A 16,241-nucleotide genomic window follows, 5' to 3' on the forward strand; every position below is an offset into this window, starting at 1 on the left:
CCCTTTGGGATTGGGTCAGCGCCCTCATGGTTCGACAAGCTCACCATGAGGTCTCCCGAACGTCGGCGTTTCAGTAGACCTCATCCTGAGCCTGTCGAAGGACGAGGTCGTGTCATTATTGAGCGAGCAGCGGGTCCAGCCCACCCTGGCGATCCAGGGCCGCCATGTCATCATAGCCACCGACATGGGTCTCGCCGATGAAAATCTGCGGCACGGTGCGCCGGCCATGAGCGCGCTCGGTCATGGCGGCGCGCAGCGCGGGATCGAGCACGGTGATTTCGGTGTATTCAGCGCCCTTGTCGTTCAGCAGCGCCTTGGCGGCGTGGCAATAGGGACAAGTTGGCGTGGTATAGATTTCGATTTTGGCCATCGATTTTCTCCAGCAGAGACAAGGGGATTGTCCCTCTTATATGGGCAGTTCCGCACCAATGACAACGCGCGCGAAGCTCATCACATCGACCGCCTCGACCCCCGCCTTGAGCAGGGTGCGCGTTACCGCCTTGATGGTGGCGCCGGTTGTGTAGACGTCATCGATCAGCACGATCGGCCGGCCCTTCGCGCGCACCAGAATATCGGGGTGAACGGCGAAAGCGCCCTGCACGTTGCGCTGCCGTCCATCCCCGGTGAGGCCAACCTGCTGGCGCGTCTTCCTTGTGCGCTGCACCAGGCTCGTGTCTACGCGCAGGCCGGTGAGCTTGCCCAGCGCATTGGCGAGTTCCGTGGACTGGTTGTAGCGGCGCTCGCGTTGACGGGCCCGGTGCAGTGGAACCGGCACGAGAATTGGCGCACCGGCCCAAAGCTCGTGCCCGGCGCCGGCCATCAATCGCGCGCAGAACTGCGCCAGTTCCGGCCGGTCGCCATATTTAAGGCGGGACACCAGCGTGCGCGCCATTTCATTGTAGATGACGGCGGCGCGTGCCCGGCCGAATGGCGGCGGATCGGCCAGCGCCTCGGCCGAAAGGGCACCCGGCCCAAGCGAGATTTCAAACGGCAGGCCCATGACCGGACAGAGTGGCGCCGTGATCGGCCGAAGACCGGTGAAACAATCGGGACAAATTGTATTGGCCACGGCCGTCGGCGCGTCGCATCCGAGGCAGACCGGGGGATAGACCAGATCGAGCAGCACGCCGCCAGCCCACCGCGCGCCCTTGCCGAGGCGGCGATGCCACCCCTCGTTTTTGACAATCGCATCCGGGCTCTCCATAAGCGTGCATAGTGCCACGTCCCCGATTGGCCGCAAGTCCATCATGAGCCAACCGCCACCGATTTTTGACACAGCATTGATCGCCCGGCACCTGGCGCGCCGCCCGAACACGGGCGATTTCGTGCATGATCTGGTGCTGGCGGATTTGCAGGATCGTCTCGCAACGCTGATTCGAGAGTTTCCCAAAGCGCTGATCATCGGGCCCGATCGCGACAGGCTCCCCGAATTCGGCCAGACCGCCAGCGCGCAGTTTGCCTTCCAGCGCTTCGAGGCTTTCGCCGGGGACAGCGAAGTGCCCGATATCGAGGGCGATGGTTTCAACCTGATCGTCTCGCTGCTGCACCTGCAGGCAGTCAACGATGTGCCGGGATATCTGGCGCAGTTGCGCCGGAAACTGGCGCCGGACGGGCTGCTGCTGATCGCGGCGCTGGGTGGAGAAACGCTCACCGAATTGCGCGAGGCGTTCCTCGCGGCGGATGCGCTGGTTTTCGGTGGCGCTTCGGCGCGGGTGGCGCCGATGATCCAGGTGCGGGACGCAGGTGCGCTGCTGCAACGCGCCGGGCTGGCGCTGCCTGTCGCCGATGTCGAAACCCATGTCGTGCGCTATTCGTCGCCATTTGCATTGATGAGCGAACTCAAGACTTTGGGCGCGGCCAACCCGCTGGTGGACCGGCCCCGTCGGCTGGCCACCCCTGCCCTGCTGGCGGCTGCCGCCAACGCTTATCTAGTGCGCGACGGAGATCCGGATGGGCGGGTGCGGGCAACGCTCGAGATCATCTGGCTATCGGGCTGGGCGCCGCATGAAAGCCAGCAACAGCCGCTCAAGCCCGGCAGCGCCAAGGTGCGTCTGGGTGATGTGCTGGGACGCTCGGACGGATAGCTTGATCTTCGATGCGGTGCCACCGCTCGCGGCAATCGGTTAACATAGTGTTAACCGCGACACCCACTGGAACACCGCACAAAAAAGAGGCCGGTGTTGCCACCGGCCTCCTTCAGAGTTCCTCAGCGCCGCAATCAGGCGGCAGCTTCCTCGTCGCTTTCGGCTTCGGCCGCATCGGCCTTGGTGCGCTTGGGCGACTTGGCGAGATTCTTCTCGATAAGTTGCACGGCTTCGGTCAGCGTCAGCTTGTTGACGGCGCCGATTTCGCGGCTCATGCGGTCCATGGCCTGCTCGAACAGCTGGCGTTCCGAATAGGACTGCTCGGGCTGTTCTTCGGAGCGATAGAGATCGCGCACGACTTCGGAGATGGCGATCAGATCGCCCGAATTGATCTTGGCTTCATATTCCTGCGCGCGACGCGACCACATGGTGCGCTTGACGCGGGCGCGACCGGTCACGGTCGTCAGGGCCTGGGTGACCAGATCCTCTTCGGCCAGCTTGCGCATGCCAACGGACTTGATCTTTGCAACGGGAACGCGCAGGGTCAGCTTGTCCTGCTCGAAGCTGATGACAAACAATTCAAGGGTCAGACCGGCGACTTCCTGTTCCTCGATCGAGACGATTACGCCAACGCCATGCGCTGGATAAACGACGTACTCGCCAGTCTTGAATCCGAGCCGCTGCTGTGACTTCTTGACTACCATATGGTGGAACTCCTTGTTGACGCCCCAATGGACAGTTCCCTGCGGGAAGGACCGTCCATGCCTACTCTTCTACTCGCGTCCGGACGGGACGCCGCGCGCAACAAAAACCCCATGATCCCACCGGGTCCGCTTGCCCGGGGATCAGTGCATCCTGCGATGTTGTCAAAAAAATCGTGCCTTAAGGCACGGGTTGGGTGACGGGCTCAGCTGCATATGAAGAGACCATAGCACAAAAAATCAGCAAAATCAAAAGCTACGAATCACCGGTGAAGTGATCGTGATTTTTGCGCAACCGGATTGTGACAATGATGCGGCTGGTTATTGCCTTCGAGCGAACTTGCCCAGCACTCGATCTACACCTCCCCCTCGACGGGGGAGGCCGGGAGGGAGCCACCGTATCGAGGCCAATCAACCCCCACCCTTGATCCCTTCCCGCAAGGGGGAGGGTGTCGACCGGGCGCGTCGTGGCAGTTGGCCTCAGTCGCCTTCGCCGGGAGCGTCCGAGAAATACTTCTCGAGCTTGCCCGTCTCGCCGTCCTTCTCCTTGGCCTCGGGCAAGGGATCACGGCGCTCGGTCAGGTTCGGCCACATCGATGCAAATTTGGTATTGAGCGCCAGCCATTCGTCCAGCCCGCTTTCGGTATCGGGCTTGATGGCTTCGGCTGGGCATTCAGGCTCGCACACGCCACAATCGATGCATTCGTCGGGGTGGATCACCAGCATGTTCTCGCCTTCGTAGAAGCAGTCCACCGGGCAGACTTCAACGCAGTCGGTGTATTTGCAGGCGATGCAATTGTCGGTGACGATATAGGTCATCTGGAGCGGTAGTCCGGCAGGTCTCAACGGGGTTGGTGCTAAACCGTTTTCCCCCGCGCTGCAAGGCTGGTGAGGCGCACCTTTTGGCGCAGGAAGGCCGTGCAGGGGAACAGTGTTCCGGCTTGAGGAATGAGTGTGGCATCTCTCCGGCCGCTTTCGCCGGGCAATCGCCTCCCTCTTGAGGGGAGAGTGTTTACTTCGGACTGCTTGTTTCGACGATGTCACAACCACAACGTCATTCCCGCGAAAGCGGGAACCTCTGTTTTCCTTACAATCATCGCCAACGGAGGTTCCCGCTTTCGCGGGAATGACCCGGTGGAAAGTAAACACTCCCCGTGCGGGAGAAGGTGTCGAGATCGACTGGCTGCAGCGTGGCAAAAGGATCCTCTATCCCTCGTCCCCGCCCCGCAACTTGTCCGTCTCCCGCCGTTCTTTCTTGGTCGGGCGCCCGGCGCCTTCCCCGCGCTGAGCAATCGCCGCGTCATAGGGCGACAATTCCTGCCTGGGCAGTGGTGGCGGGGAGATGTCTTCGTATAGCCCCTGCGCTTCGCTGGCCGGGCCACGGCGTTGGCCGGGGTCGAGGATGCGCCAGATGACGATGCGGCCATGTAGCGCCATGGTCAGCACGTCGCCTGCGCCGACCTTGTAGTCGCTACGGTCGGTGCGTTCGGAATTGACCCGGATGGCGCCGGTCTCGATGATTTTCTGCGCCAGGGTGCGGGACTTCAGCGCGCGCGAATAGAACAGGAACTTGTCGAGCCGCTCCTTGCGGACTGGCGCGACAGGTTCGACCATGGCTACTCCGCCTTGCGGTCACGCAGGGCCGCAAGTTTGGCGAAGGGGCTATCCGGATCGAACGCCTTTTCCTTGCGCTCCGGCTGCGGGCGCTCGAATTTCGGACGGTCGTCGCGCGGCTTGTCGGGGCGGCGATTGTCGTTGCGCCCCTTGCCTTCGAACTTGGGCCTGGGATTGAGGTGCTGCGCCTTGCTCAGGTCCTGCACCTCCCCTTCCGGACGGCGATTGGCAGCCGGACGCTGGCGTTCGGACCGCGGCGGACGAACCTGACCTTCGCCCTCGGGACGACGGTGCCCCTCGTGGCGGCGGTGGTCATGGCGCTTGCCGGATGGAGACCAGATCTCGTCGAACTCGGGCTCGGCTGGCGTTGCTTCAGCGGCCTCGGGCGCAGCTTCCACCACGGTCGTCGCGGGAATGGCATCGGGCACCGGCGCGTCGGCTTCCGCCGGAACCGCCTCAACCGGGGTAGCATCGGGGGCATCGAGAGAAGCCGGGTTTTCGCTCAGCACTTCCTCAAGCGCCGGCGCTTCGGCACTTGCTTCGGCGGCAACGGCAGGCGCCGCCACCTTGGGCACGCGCTTGACGCGATAGCCCAGCGAATTCAGGATCGAGGCAAAATCCTCACCCGAGCAGCCCAAAAGCGACGTCATCTCCACGGTAACGCGGAAGCCATTGCCCTCGGCCGCACCGGCGGGCACCTCACCCTGGAAGCGCGTTGGATCGAGCGCGATCAGCGGACGAATGATATCGGCAAGGCGCTCCAGGATATCGACACGCACCGCGCGCCGCCCGGCAACCTTGAAACCCGCGACTTCATAGAGCCGCGTATCGACCTCGGGATCGACCACGAAAGAGGTACGGCCCGAAAGCACGATATGGGGAATGTCGGTGACGCCGGGCTGGCGCACGCCGCCATGCTTGAGCGCAAACAGGATCAGCGCCAGCTCGCGCGGGGCGGGCTTGAGCGAAAGCGGCAAGTAGATGTGGTAGGCGCCGAACTTGATGCCCAGCTTGCGCATCTTGCCGCGCACGTCCTGGTCGAGGTTCTTGACCTCCTCGGCCACCTGCGCCCGGGGGATCAGCCCCAGATTTTCAAACAGCTGATAGGCAATGCCACGCGCGGCGCCATCGAGGTCTGCGGGCGCTTCCAGCGCCATGACGCCTTCGAGTACGGTATTGATGTGATGGCGCAGCCAGAGGCTCAAGCGGTCCTGCACGCGTTCCAAATCGGTGCCGGTCAGGGTCTCGTCGGCAAGGATCAGGATGCGCGGACGATAAAGGCTATCGCCCTCGATCAGTTCGGCAACCAGATCACCCTTCCAGCGGAGGCGCCCATCGGTTGCCAGCACGAACTCTTCGTTCGGCGCGCCGGCCAGCCTGTCGGCACGATTATGGATTTCAGGCGCCACCACAGAATCGGCCGCCGTGCGCAATCCCTTGGTGTCGGCATCACCATCGTGGCGCGCCAGGGTGAAACGGAAGCCTTCGAGCGTGCCGATGAGGTGGCCTTCCAGCCGCACTTCGCCACGTTCATTGATCTCGGGAGATGCCATACGTTTGTCTTTCAGATGACGAAGCAGCACGCTTGTGCGCCGATCGACGAACCGCTGGGTCAGGCGCTCGTGGAGCGCATCACTCAGGCGGTCTTCAATATCCCGTGTCTTTTCGCGCCAATGTGACGGGTCCGCAAGCCAGTTTTTACGATTGGCGACAAAGGTCCAGGTTCGGATCTGCTTGATCCGGTTGCTGAGCGTGTCGATATCGCCGCTCGCATTGTCGCAAAAGCGCACCTGCTCGGCAATCCAGTCGGCGTTTACCTTGCCGTGTTTGACTAAGTCCGAGTAAATTCTGGTGACGATTTCGCCGTGATTGGCAGGCGAAATCCCCTGATAATCCGGGATCTGGCAGCATTCCCACAGCAGCCGCGCCCCATCGAGCCCACGCGCCAGCTGGCCCGCTTCGTTGCGCGAGACGAACTCGAGCGCCTGCTGGTCCTTGGCAATGGGCACGCGGGTAAGGCTGCGATGCTCGGGGGACCTTTCAAGGCTGTTCATCAAGGCGGGGATGGATGAGAAATCCAGCTGGTTGTTGCGCCATTGCAGCACTTTGACGGGGTCAAAGTCGTGCGTTTCGAGCGCCACGACCATTTCCTCGTCGAATCCCTCGGTGCCGCCGGTGACCCCAAAAGTGCCGTTGCGGGCATGGCGGCCGGCCCGGCCAGCGATCTGCCCGATTTCGGCAGGCGTCAGCATACGGCTCTGGTGACCGTCGAATTTGGTGTCGTCGGCAAAGGCGACATGATGGATATCGAGGTTCAGCCCCATGCCGATGGCGTCGGTTGCGACCAGGAAATCCACATCGCCGTTCTGGTAGAGCTCGACCTGGGCATTGCGGGTGCGGGGCGATAGCGCCCCCATCACCACGGCAGCGCCACCGCGCTCGCGCCGGATCAACTCGGCTATGGCATAGACCTGGCGGGCGGAGAACGCGACGATGGCCGAGCGCGCAGGCTGGCGCGAAATCTTTTTCGAGCCCGCATAGGTCAGGTGCGAAAAGCGCGGCCGGTCGATGATTTCGGCATGCGGCAGGAGCCTGCGGATCACCGGCTCCATCGTCGCCGCCCCTAGCAGCAGGGTTTCGCTGCTGCCACGCGCATTGAGAATGCGATCGGTGAACACATGGCCACGGTCGAAATCGATCGCGGTCTGGATTTCGTCGATGGCGACGCAATCGACGCGGATATCGGTGGGCATGGCCTCCACGGTGCAAACCCAGAAGCGCGGCTTGGCCGGAACGATGCGCTCCTCGCCGGTGACCAGCGCCACCGCACCCTCGCCCACCCGCTCCACGCAGCGCTGATAAACCTCGCGCGCGAGCAGGCGCAGCGGCAAGCCTATCATCCCCGTGGGGTGGGCCAGCATGCGCTCGATGGCAAAATAGGTCTTGCCGGTGTTGGTCGGGCCAAGGATCGCCTTGACCGATTGAGGAGGCGAGAAGGTCATCGCTGCCAATGTAGGGGGTCAATCTGCCAGTTGCGAGGGCCGCAATACACTGTCCCAGGAAAGGACAACAATAGCGACCTTTTTGCGGTGTGGTTTAATAAACGGAACGTCTGTGGAACGAAGCAGCATCGAATCGGCGATTACCCGCAAATGCCGGTTTGTTCACCACTAGCGCTGGTGGGTCGCCAGCCAACAAACCCCAAGTGCCTCCAATGTGGTGTCGCGAGCCGCAGTTTCCAGCCTGCCGGCGTTCAACATTCTTGCGAAAGGGTGAAATTGCGCCGGAATCATCGGTATCTTACCGAGATGTGAATGGCTGCGCGGATGGATTTGCTGCGCCATTGAGGAACAGAGCGCCGGGTTTCGGGGCTCAGCGACAGGCAGATAAATTAAATACCGGATTGACCGTGCCAGGGCGGGACAATGGCTGCTGACAGGTTCTGGCAGGGCCGGTGGCGCAGGGAAGGCGCCGAGATCAACATATAGGTGCCTAGATGAGTTTTGATCCTGCAAACCTGCCCGCGCCGCTGTCGCAATATTTCGCAGCCAGCGACCGGGCAAAGATCGCGCCCCTGTTTGCCCCCGACGCAGCGGTGCTCGACGAAGGCCAGGTGCATCGCGGACGCGAGCAGATCGAGGCCTGGCTCGAAAGCGTCGAAAGCCGATATCACCCGCGCTATGAAATCGCCGAGGCCAGCCAGGACGGCGCCCGCACGATCGTGACGTTCAAGGTGTCCGGCACTTTTCCGGGCAGCCCGGTAACACTGCGACAGGCGCTGGTTTCCGAGGGCGGCAAAATTCAGTCGCTCGAGACGCTGTAGCCGTCCCGTTTCGGAACAATTTTACGCTTTCGTGGGGGGCCGGTTCATTCTTGGATCAAAGCCAGAACGAACAGCGGCCGAATCGAGCAGATTGGCAAAATGCGGGTTTGTTCACGGCGATATCTGGTGGGTCCTGGGTAGCGGGTACACCAGACGCCGTTCTTTCGGCCCGCGAAGTGACGCTGAGGGCTCCCGGCGCTTCATCTTCGTCACCGTTCAGTTAATTTCCCGCCCATTTCGCCAAATCTCACGAGAGTGTTGCGTGAGGGGCCGGAAATGGAAGCGCCGACGTTAAGGGGTTTGCTCCCCCCACACCGGCGCTTAATTATTCAAAATAAACGAAAAACCCGTTGACCGTCCCGGAGCGGGACAGTGCCTCAGTACTTCATGCCGGTCAGCACCATGGAGAGATCGCCCATATTGGTGCCCAGCAGGACGCGATAGGGAATGAAATAGCCCGTCTCGCCCAAGGGGGCATACCAGATGACGATGCGGTCGCTGTCCGCCAGGTAATTGGTGATGTCAGAGGAGGTGAAATGGCCCGAGACGGGCTGGTAATCGACAGTGCACAGCACCACTGGCCCCTGATAGCCGGTGCGTGGCGAGTTGGCGACTTCCTCCCGCGCGTAGGACATGGCGATATTGAACCGCTCGACGCCGGTGAAGATGCCGACCTTGCGCTGGCAGAGGCTTTTGTCCAGCGCCCCGCCCTTCAGCACAAAGGCGGACAGGAAATCGCCGGCGCCGCTGAGGTGGTTGCGCTCGATCGGCACCCGGTCGTAATTGTCGACGATTGGCGGCTCGACCTGGAACGAGGACACGTCCCGCCCGGCAAAGGTCACGTCGACGGTAAAGATCTCGCCCTGGGCGCGCGTCTGCAGATCGAAGCTCTGTGACACGAGGCCATTGCTGGCTGAAGCCCCCTGCGAGCTCGCCTTGGCGGTGCCGCTGGCCACGACGGCGCCGAACCCGGCAACATTGGCATCAAGATCCAGGCTATAGCTGCGCCCGTTATCGTTGAGGTCCACATTCATGGCCGCAATATTGATGCCGCCCAGCGTCAGGATGTAACTTGCCTGGGCGTCCACCTCGGCCGCGGCGGCGGGCAGGGACAGCAGGAGCGCAAAGGCGGCGGAAAGAGCAAAGCGGGACTGGGGCAAGGGCAAGGTCTCAGGGCTTGAGCGGCAGCGAATCAGCTATTCGATGTGAAAGTGCCCGCGCGATATGGCCTGCGCAAGGCGCTCGCAGCCGTTTGAGCGCAGCTTGCCTTGACGCGAGGGCCCCTTTTCTCTAAAGACCCGCTTGATTTCACAACAACCGAGGCCCGTTGCGGATTAACCGCCACGCAGGACCTTTACACAAATAGGATATCCCAATGGCACGTCGCTGCGAACTGACCGGTAAAGGCGTAATGACCGGTAACAACGTTTCCCACGCCCTCAACCGTACCCGTCGCCGGTTTCTCCCGAACCTGCTGAACGTGACCCTGATGTCCGAGGCACTCGACCGCCCCGTGAAGCTGCGCATCAGCGCGGCCGCGCTGCGCACCGTCGAGCACCGTGGTGGCCTCGACGCTTTCCTGCTCAAGCAGGACGATGCGGACATGAGCACGCTTGCCCAGGGCATCAAGAAGGAAGTTCGCGCGGCCCTCGCCGCTGTCTAAGCGAAAGCTTCTGAACAAGAATTAGCCGCGTGGGGTTTTGGCTCCGCGCGGTTTTTGTTTGCGCGTACGGCGATCTTTGACTATCACCGCGCGTCACCCTCGGGCTCTACCGGAGGGTATAGCTCGCGCACCGGTCTTTTGCCGGCAGCGCCAACAGAGGTGCATTCTGATGCTAGCTCGCTTTCTGGTGGCTATCGCCGCCATGGTCGTGGTCGTCGCGGCCTCCAACGTTCTTGTGCAATACCCCTTTGCGGTGGAGCTTGGCCCGATCAATCTGGGCGATATCCTCACCTGGGGCGCCTGGACCTATCCTGTCGCATTTCTCGTAACCGACCTCACCAACCGCACCTTCGGCCCTGCCAAGGCGCGCGTCGCGGTACTTGCCGGGTTCGTCGTTGCCGTGATCCTCTCGGTCTATCTGGCCACCCCGCGCATCGCCATTGCCTCGGGCACGGCGTTCCTCGTCGCGCAGCTGCTCGACGTCTCCATCTTCCACCGCCTGCGCGACGGCGCCTGGTGGAAGGCACCGATGTTCTCATCCCTGGTGAGTTCGGCCCTCGACACGGTGATCTTCTTCAGCCTCGCCATGGCGCCCGCCTTTGCAGGGCTCGATACCGGTTTCGGCCTCGAAGACGGCTCGCTGGCCTTCCCCGCCCCATTCCTCGCCATCGGCCCCGAAGTGCCGCTGTGGGTTTCGCTGGCGGCCGGCGACTTCCTGGTCAAGCTCCTGCTGACGGTGCTCATGCTGGCCCCCTACAAGACGCTGCGGGGATGGTTGGCTGGGCGGAGCGCGGTGCTGGCTTAGCTGGACCTATCCTCCCCTTGCCGGGGAGGGTTCACCTTGTTCGCTTCCCCACCGGGTCATTGTTACATCACCACTTCCTACTTCAGGGGGAGGTCAGGTGGGGGCTATTCCGGCAGCGCAAACTCCAACAACAGGCTCCGCTGCCAGTCGTTGAAATTGTTATCCGAGCCAATGACAATCCGCTGCTCGCCATTGGGCGCGGTATGGACCATCAGCGATTCCATGTTGTCGATGGAGCCGCCCGTAGCCGACAGCAGCAACTCCCCCACCATCAGATTGCCCGGCCGAACCTCGGCTGCGGGCACCCGGCGCAGATTCATCACGAAGCTCAGCATGGAGACGCCGCGCTCCAGCACCAGCAAATCGCCATTGGGCAGGAAGGCGCATTCGGTGGGGTTGACCACCGAGGAATTGGTGTAGGCGATCGGCCCCTTGTCGTTCTGCCCCAGTAGCCAGCCGCGATGATTGCCGGTCTCATCCAGCACTTCCTCGGCCAGCAGAAGCGTCGAGCCGGCAATCGGGGAAGCAGGCGGGGCGACGCAGACCGATTCCAGCGCTTCGTTGGACCGGGTATCGCTCAGCCATTGCGGAATGCTGATTTCCCGCGCCGCGCCGCCCGGAGTGCCATTGGTCAGCGCGAAATCGGCAACGCGCGTCAGGTTTTCGAAGCCGACGCGCACTGCCACCGGCACGCCATCGCGATAGACCGTATCAACGCTCTCGGCGTCCTTGGCATATTGCCGAGGGAGCGGGTCGCCCTTGGAGTTCTGGATCGGCTCGATGTTCACGCCGATAAACCCAAACAGCCGGTCGTCGTCGTCATAGGCCAGATGCCCGGAAACGAAATTGCCGCGATCGGTGACAAAGCTGACCTGGTTGTTCGGGCCCGTCAGGGTCAGGCCCGACAGCCCACCGAAAATGTCGACCTGCGCGACCATCGCGATGCCGCCGCGAAAGATCAACCCGTCGACCTGCTGGTCGACCTTGGCGTTCTTGAACTGGGTGATCTGGGCGGCGCTGACCGTCACCTCCACGGCGCTGGCTGGCTGTGCGCCAGTCAGCATCGCCGCAGCTAGGAAAGCCAGCTGCGCCCTCATCCCCGTCCGCGCCGCCTGCTCTGGGCCGGCATTTCCTCGTCGAACAAGGAGGCCAGCTCGTCCGTCAGCGCACCTGCCAATTCCTCGGCGTCGAGCAGGGTCACCGCACGGCGATAGTAACGCGTCACATCATGGCCAATGCCCACCGCCACCAGCTGGATCGGCGAGCGCGTCTCGATATCCTCGATCACCTGCCGCAAATGGGCTTCGAGGTAATTGCCGGCGTTGACGCTCTGCGTCGAGTCATCGACCGGCGCGCCATCGGAAATCACCATCAGGATACGCCGCGCCTCCGGCCGGGCCATCAGCCGCTTGCGCGCCCATTCCAGCGCCTCGCCGTCGATGTTCTCCTTGAGTAGCCCCTCGCGCATCATCAGGCCCAGATTACGCCGCGCATGGCGCCATGGCTCGTCAGCCGCCTTGTAGATGATGTGGCGCACATCGTTGACGCGCCCCGGATTGGCCGGACGGCCCGCTTCAAGCCAGGCTTCACGCGACTTGCCGCCCTTCCAGGCGCGCGTCGTGAAGCCCAGGATCTCAACCTTGACGCCGCACCGCTCCAGCGTGCGGGCCAGAATATCCCCGCAAATCGCCGCAATGGTGATCGGCCGCCCACGCATCGACCCCGAATTGTCGATCAGCAGCGTCACGACCGTATCGCGGAAATCGGTATCGTTCTCGACTTTGAAGCTGAGCGCCTGCATCGGGTCCGTCACGACGCGGGTGAGCCGCGCCGTATCGAGCAGCCCCTCCTCCAGATCGAACTGCCAGCTGCGGTTCTGCTTGGCCATCAACCGCCGCTGCAGCTTGTTGGCCAGCCGCGCCACCGCCCCCGCCAAATTCTCCAGCTGCTTGTCGAGCAGCGAGCGCAACTGGTCGAGCTCGTCGGGCGGGCAAAGCTCGGCCGCCTTGACGATCTCGTCGAACTTGGTGGTGAACACCTTGTAGTTGAACTGGTTGGAAAGCTGCGTGCCGCCATCCTTGGCCGGCGGCGGCATGGGCGCATCTTCGCCCGCCTCGGCAGCCGCGTCCTCGTCGGTATCGGCCATCTCCGACTCGATGCCTTCGACGTCGCCGGTTTCGTCTGAATCGCCCGCCTGCTCGTCCTGATCGCTGTCTTGGCTTTCGTTTTCGCCTTCACCCTGCTCGGGGGACTTGTCGGCACTGTCGCCGCTCTCGGGCTCCTGGTTTTCGCCCTCCTGCTCGTCCGAATCCTCGGCGTCGCCCATTTCGCTGTCGGGCACCAGGTTGAGATCGCGCAGCAGCAGCTTGGCGGCCTTGGAGAACGCGTCCTGGTTCTCGTAGAGCCCCACGAGCTGGTCCAGCGACTTGCCGCCCTTGCTCTCGATTTCACTGCGCCACAGATCCACGAGCGCATGCCCCGACGGCGGCACCGGCACACCCGCGAGCTTCTCGCGCAGCAGCAGGCCCAGCGCCTCGGCAATCGGCGCATCGCCCTTGTCGTCGACCTCGGCGAAATTGGCGCGGAACAGCCGGTCTTCCAGCATTTCCCCGATATTGCCCACCATGCCCGGCATGCGCACGCAGCCCAGTGCCTCGACGCGCGCCTGCTCCAGCGCATCGAACGCCGCCCGGGCCTGAGCGTCCATCGGCGAGCGCTTGCGGTGCGTCTCGGGGTCGTGGCTGGCCAGCCGCATCGCCATGGCATCGCCCTGCCCGCGGGCAATGGCGATATCGCGCCGCGTCGGCAGCCGCGGCAGATTGGCCAACCGCGCCTTGTCCGAGGTCAGCAGCGGCCGGTCGGCGGTGAAGGTGACCTCAAGCTCGGGCTTGCCACCGATGGCGCGCACCGTCGCCCCCATGGCGGACTTGAACGCCTGGGTCTGGTCTGGCCTGTTGGCTTTGCTGCGCGGTGGTTGTGCCATGATATCCCATGAGGGCCGCAAGCCCATCGTGCCACGACCTCGTGGTTCGACAGGCTCACCATGAGGTCTACTTGGTATCAGTAGGGTTCATGATGGGCTTCATCCCGAGCCTGTCGAAGGATGAGGCCGTGGCGCTTATGCCGTGACGGCGAGGTTGGCCGAGGATTCGGGCAGATCTTCCCCGAACACGCGCTGGTAGAACTCGGCGACCACAGGGCGTTCGAGTTCGTCGCATTTGTTGAGGAACGTCAGCCGGAAGGCAAAGCCGATATCGCCGCCGAAGATCTGGGCGTTTTCGGCCCAGGTGATCACGGCGCGCGGGCTCATCACGGTGGAAAGATCGCCATTGATGAAGGCCTGGCGCGTCAAATCGGCCAGCCGCACCATGTTGCCGATCAGCTTGCGGCCCTTGTCGTTCTCGCCATAGACTTTGTTCTTGGCCAGGACGATCCCGACTTCCTTGTCATGCGGCAGATAGTTGAGCGTGGTGACGAGGCTCCAGCGGTCCATCTGGCCCTGGTTGATCTGCTGCGTGCCGTGATAAAGCCCCGAGGTATCGCCCAGGCCAATCGTGTTGGTGGTCGAAAACAGCCGGAAGGCCGGGTGGGGCGTGATCACGCGGTTCTGGTCGAGCAGCGTCAGCCGGCCCGCCACTTCCAGCACGCGCTGGATCACGAACATCACGTCCGGGCGGCCGGCGTCATATTCGTCGAACACCAGCGCCACATTGTTCTGCACGGCCCATGGCAGGATGCCGTCACGGAATTCGGTGACCTGCTTGCCGTCCTTGAGCACGATGGCGTCCTTGCCGACCAGGTCGATACGCGACACGTGGCTGTCGAGATTGACGCGGACCAGCGGCCAGTTGAGGCGCGCCGCGACCTGCTCGATGTGCGTGGATTTGCCCGTGCCGTGATAGCCCTGCACCATGACGCGACGGTTGAACTGGAAACCGGCCAGGATCGCGAGCGTGGTGTTGCGGTCGAACAGGTAGTCGGGATCGATCGGCGGCACGTGCGAATTGGCTTGGCTGTAGCCCATCACCTTCATGTCGGTGTCGATGCCGAACAATTCCCGTGCCGAATATTCGGTGTCAGGCAGATTGGCGTACTCAGTCATGGCAAAGCTCTTGGCGGGATAAATCGAAGGCAGGAAGTCGCGGGCTCTATAGCAGGATTGTGACGGTGGCGGTAGACGCGCCCGCAGGATAAGTGGCGGCTCTCTCTCGCTTCACTATCCTGCCACTTCGTCAGTTCCGGTTGCCCACCGGGTCATTCCCGCGAAAGCGGGAACCTCCGTTCAGGAAGGTAACGGAGGCCCCCGCTTTCGCGGGGGTGACGCTGTGGGTGGGACGGCGTGGCACTACCGCGCCACAAATCCCGCCTTCTTCAGATGGCTATACGCCGCGATGATCGCGCGCAGCCGGTCCTCGGAGGATTTATCGCCACCATTGGCGTCGGGATGGTGGATCTTGACCAAGGATTTATAGGCCTGCTTGATCTGGTCGGACTTGGCGTGGCCGATGATGCCCAGCGTTTCCAGCGCCCGCCGATCCTGCTCGTGCAGCGGCTTGACGCGTTCGGCGGCGGGCGTCTGTGCCTGGCGGTGGCGGTATTTGGCAAACACGCCGAACGGATCGCCGTATTTGTCGCCGGGCCGCAGGCTTTCCTTGGCCGTGCGCGAATTGCGGATGCCGGGATTGCCGGTGGCAAAGCTCGAGCGGGATTCCGCCTTGGGCGGGGTGTGCAAAGCCTGTTCCAGCTCGTCCTTTTCCATGCCGGCAAAGAAGTTGAACGAGGTGTTGTAGTGGCGGACATGCTCGAGGCAGAAATGGTGGTACTGCCCCTCGCCGCGGTGGCCCTTGGGCGCCTTGTATTCACCGGGCTTGTCACAGCCTTCCCAATCGCAGGCGTGTTCGGCCGGCGCCGGCTTTTCATCCTTGCGTGGCTTGATGCGAATGGAATCAAAGATCTTGGACGACAGTTTCATTCTCGCCTAGTTAGATGCCGAAACCAGATAGGAAGCCCCAGCTGCCATGAGCGTCAAAGACACCCTGACCGCCAAGCTCACCGCTAAATTTGCCCCCGCTTTCCTCGATGTGATCGACGAATCGAACAAGCACTTCGGACACGCCGGGTGGCGGGAGGGTGGTGAAACCCATTTTCGTGTCAGAATCGCGACCCGTCATTTTGACGGGCTCAGCCGCGTTGCGCAACATCGCCTGGTGATGGAAACGCTCGACGCCGAACTCAAAGACCGGGTGCACGCGCTCGCCATCGACGTTCTACCGGTCGACGGACCGTTTGCCTAGCACCGTCTTGCCGCTCCCGTTGGCTTGCTGCCACCGTCTGCTTGCTCCCACGGCGACTTGCTCCCACTGCGTCATTCCCGCGAAAGCGGGAAGGTGGACTCACGTTTGAAGTGCAACACGGTTAGAGAAGCTGGAGAAGACCTCATTTGGGGTTTGGAAGTCGAGACATTTTCGCGGGGTGTTGTTGTAGAGGGCGACAATGGTTTGCAGGTGCTCGTCGGTGATGGTTGCCAGGTCGGATTTTCGCGGCAGCCTGC

General features: G+C 62.7%; 16 protein-coding genes. 5 read left to right on the forward strand and 11 right to left on the reverse strand.

All coding sequences use genetic code 11. The features are described from left to right. Nucleotides 1–115: 115 nt before the first annotated feature. A complete protein-coding gene (gene grxC, locus C8264_RS10545; protein ID WP_108460936.1) occupies nt 116–370 on the reverse strand; it encodes a glutaredoxin 3 in 255 nt (84 codons plus the stop codon). Between the two features lie 36 nt (nt 371–406). Beyond that, entirely contained in the window at nt 407–1,249 is an 843-nt protein-coding gene (locus tag C8264_RS10550) for a ComF family protein (protein WP_245893056.1), read from the reverse strand. On the opposite strand from C8264_RS10550, the gene C8264_RS10555 reads away from it, so the two are divergent. After that, nucleotides 1,248–2,084 carry a class I SAM-dependent methyltransferase gene (locus tag C8264_RS10555; RefSeq protein WP_108460937.1) on the forward strand — a complete coding sequence of 279 codons (837 nt, stop codon included), beginning with the start codon at nt 1,248–1,250 and terminating at the stop codon, nt 2,082–2,084. The two genes, C8264_RS10550 and C8264_RS10555, sit on opposite strands and share 2 nt — an antisense overlap. Nucleotides 2,085–2,218: 134 nt before the next feature. On the opposite strand, the gene C8264_RS10560 is transcribed toward C8264_RS10555, so the two are convergent. The 4 genes from C8264_RS10560 to C8264_RS10575 all read right to left on the reverse strand — a co-directional run bounded on the left by C8264_RS10560 (nt 2,219) and on the right by C8264_RS10575 (nt 7,401). Further along, entirely contained in the window at nt 2,219–2,788 is a 570-nt protein-coding gene (locus C8264_RS10560) for a CarD family transcriptional regulator (RefSeq protein ID WP_108460938.1), read from the reverse strand. Nucleotides 2,789–3,265: 477 nt separating this feature from the next. Beyond that, entirely contained in the window at nt 3,266–3,604 is a 339-nt protein-coding gene (gene fdxA / locus C8264_RS10565; protein WP_108460939.1) for a ferredoxin FdxA, read from the reverse strand. A 387-nt stretch (nt 3,605–3,991) separates the two neighbouring features. Further along, a complete protein-coding gene (locus tag C8264_RS10570; RefSeq protein WP_108460940.1) occupies nt 3,992–4,399 on the reverse strand; it encodes an RNA-binding S4 domain-containing protein in 408 nt (135 codons plus the stop codon). Nucleotides 4,400–4,401: 2 nt separating this feature from the next. Continuing rightward, entirely contained in the window at nt 4,402–7,401 is a 3,000-nt protein-coding gene (locus tag C8264_RS10575) for a helicase-related protein (protein WP_108460941.1), read from the reverse strand. A 494-nt stretch (nt 7,402–7,895) separates the two neighbouring features. Here C8264_RS10575 and C8264_RS10580 point away from each other — a divergent pair, with 494 nt between their 5' ends. Beyond that, the gene (locus C8264_RS10580) at nt 7,896–8,222 is read left to right on the forward strand and encodes a nuclear transport factor 2 family protein (protein ID WP_108460942.1); all 327 of its coding nucleotides are present in this window, start codon (nt 7,896–7,898) and stop codon (nt 8,220–8,222) included. 377 nt (nt 8,223–8,599) lie between these two features. Here C8264_RS10580 and C8264_RS10585 read toward each other — a convergent pair whose 3' ends face one another. Further along, the gene (locus C8264_RS10585; protein WP_162783570.1) at nt 8,600–9,382 is read right to left on the reverse strand and encodes a DUF3108 domain-containing protein; all 783 of its coding nucleotides are present in this window, start codon (nt 9,380–9,382) and stop codon (nt 8,600–8,602) included. 215 nt (nt 9,383–9,597) lie between these two features. Here C8264_RS10585 and rpmB point away from each other — a divergent pair, with 215 nt between their 5' ends. Together rpmB and C8264_RS10595 are read left to right on the forward strand one after the other, a co-directional pair. Next, nucleotides 9,598–9,885 (forward strand): 50S ribosomal protein L28, encoded by a 288-nt coding sequence (rpmB, locus tag C8264_RS10590; protein WP_108460944.1) that lies wholly within the window; start codon nt 9,598–9,600, stop codon nt 9,883–9,885. A 169-nt stretch (nt 9,886–10,054) separates the two neighbouring features. Next, on the forward strand, nt 10,055–10,690 hold the full coding sequence (locus tag C8264_RS10595) for a VUT family protein (RefSeq protein WP_108460945.1): 636 nt from the start codon (nt 10,055–10,057) through the stop codon (nt 10,688–10,690). A gap of 104 nt (nt 10,691–10,794) precedes the next feature. Here C8264_RS10595 and C8264_RS10600 read toward each other — a convergent pair whose 3' ends face one another. From C8264_RS10600 to C8264_RS10615, 4 genes are all read right to left on the reverse strand, one after another. Beyond that, complete coding sequence (locus C8264_RS10600) at nt 10,795–11,787, reverse strand: esterase-like activity of phytase family protein (protein WP_108460946.1); 993 nt, start codon at nt 11,785–11,787, stop codon at nt 10,795–10,797. Then, nucleotides 11,784–13,673, reverse strand: a complete 1,890-nt coding sequence (gene cobT, locus C8264_RS10605; protein WP_108460947.1) for a cobaltochelatase subunit CobT — start codon at nt 13,671–13,673, stop codon at nt 11,784–11,786. The genes C8264_RS10600 and cobT overlap by 4 nt, the downstream gene beginning before the upstream one ends. 135 nt (nt 13,674–13,808) lie before the next feature. Beyond that, nucleotides 13,809–14,792: a cobaltochelatase subunit CobS gene (cobS, locus tag C8264_RS10610; protein ID WP_108460948.1), complete on the reverse strand. Its 984-nt coding sequence runs from the start codon at nt 14,790–14,792 to the stop codon at nt 13,809–13,811. Nucleotides 14,793–15,035: 243 nt separating this feature from the next. Next, on the reverse strand, nt 15,036–15,662 hold the full coding sequence (locus C8264_RS10615) for a J domain-containing protein (protein ID WP_108460949.1): 627 nt from the start codon (nt 15,660–15,662) through the stop codon (nt 15,036–15,038). 46 nt (nt 15,663–15,708) lie between these two features. Between C8264_RS10615 and C8264_RS10620 the strand changes: the two genes are divergently transcribed. Further along, nucleotides 15,709–15,984, forward strand: coding sequence for a BolA family protein (locus C8264_RS10620; protein ID WP_108460950.1), 276 nt, complete (start codon nt 15,709–15,711; stop codon nt 15,982–15,984). Nucleotides 15,985–16,241 lie beyond the last annotated feature (257 nt).

Origin of the sequence: Devosia naphthalenivorans, from assembly GCF_003056355.1 — a bacterium.
Lineage (GTDB): Bacteria > Pseudomonadota > Alphaproteobacteria > Rhizobiales > Devosiaceae > Devosia > Devosia naphthalenivorans.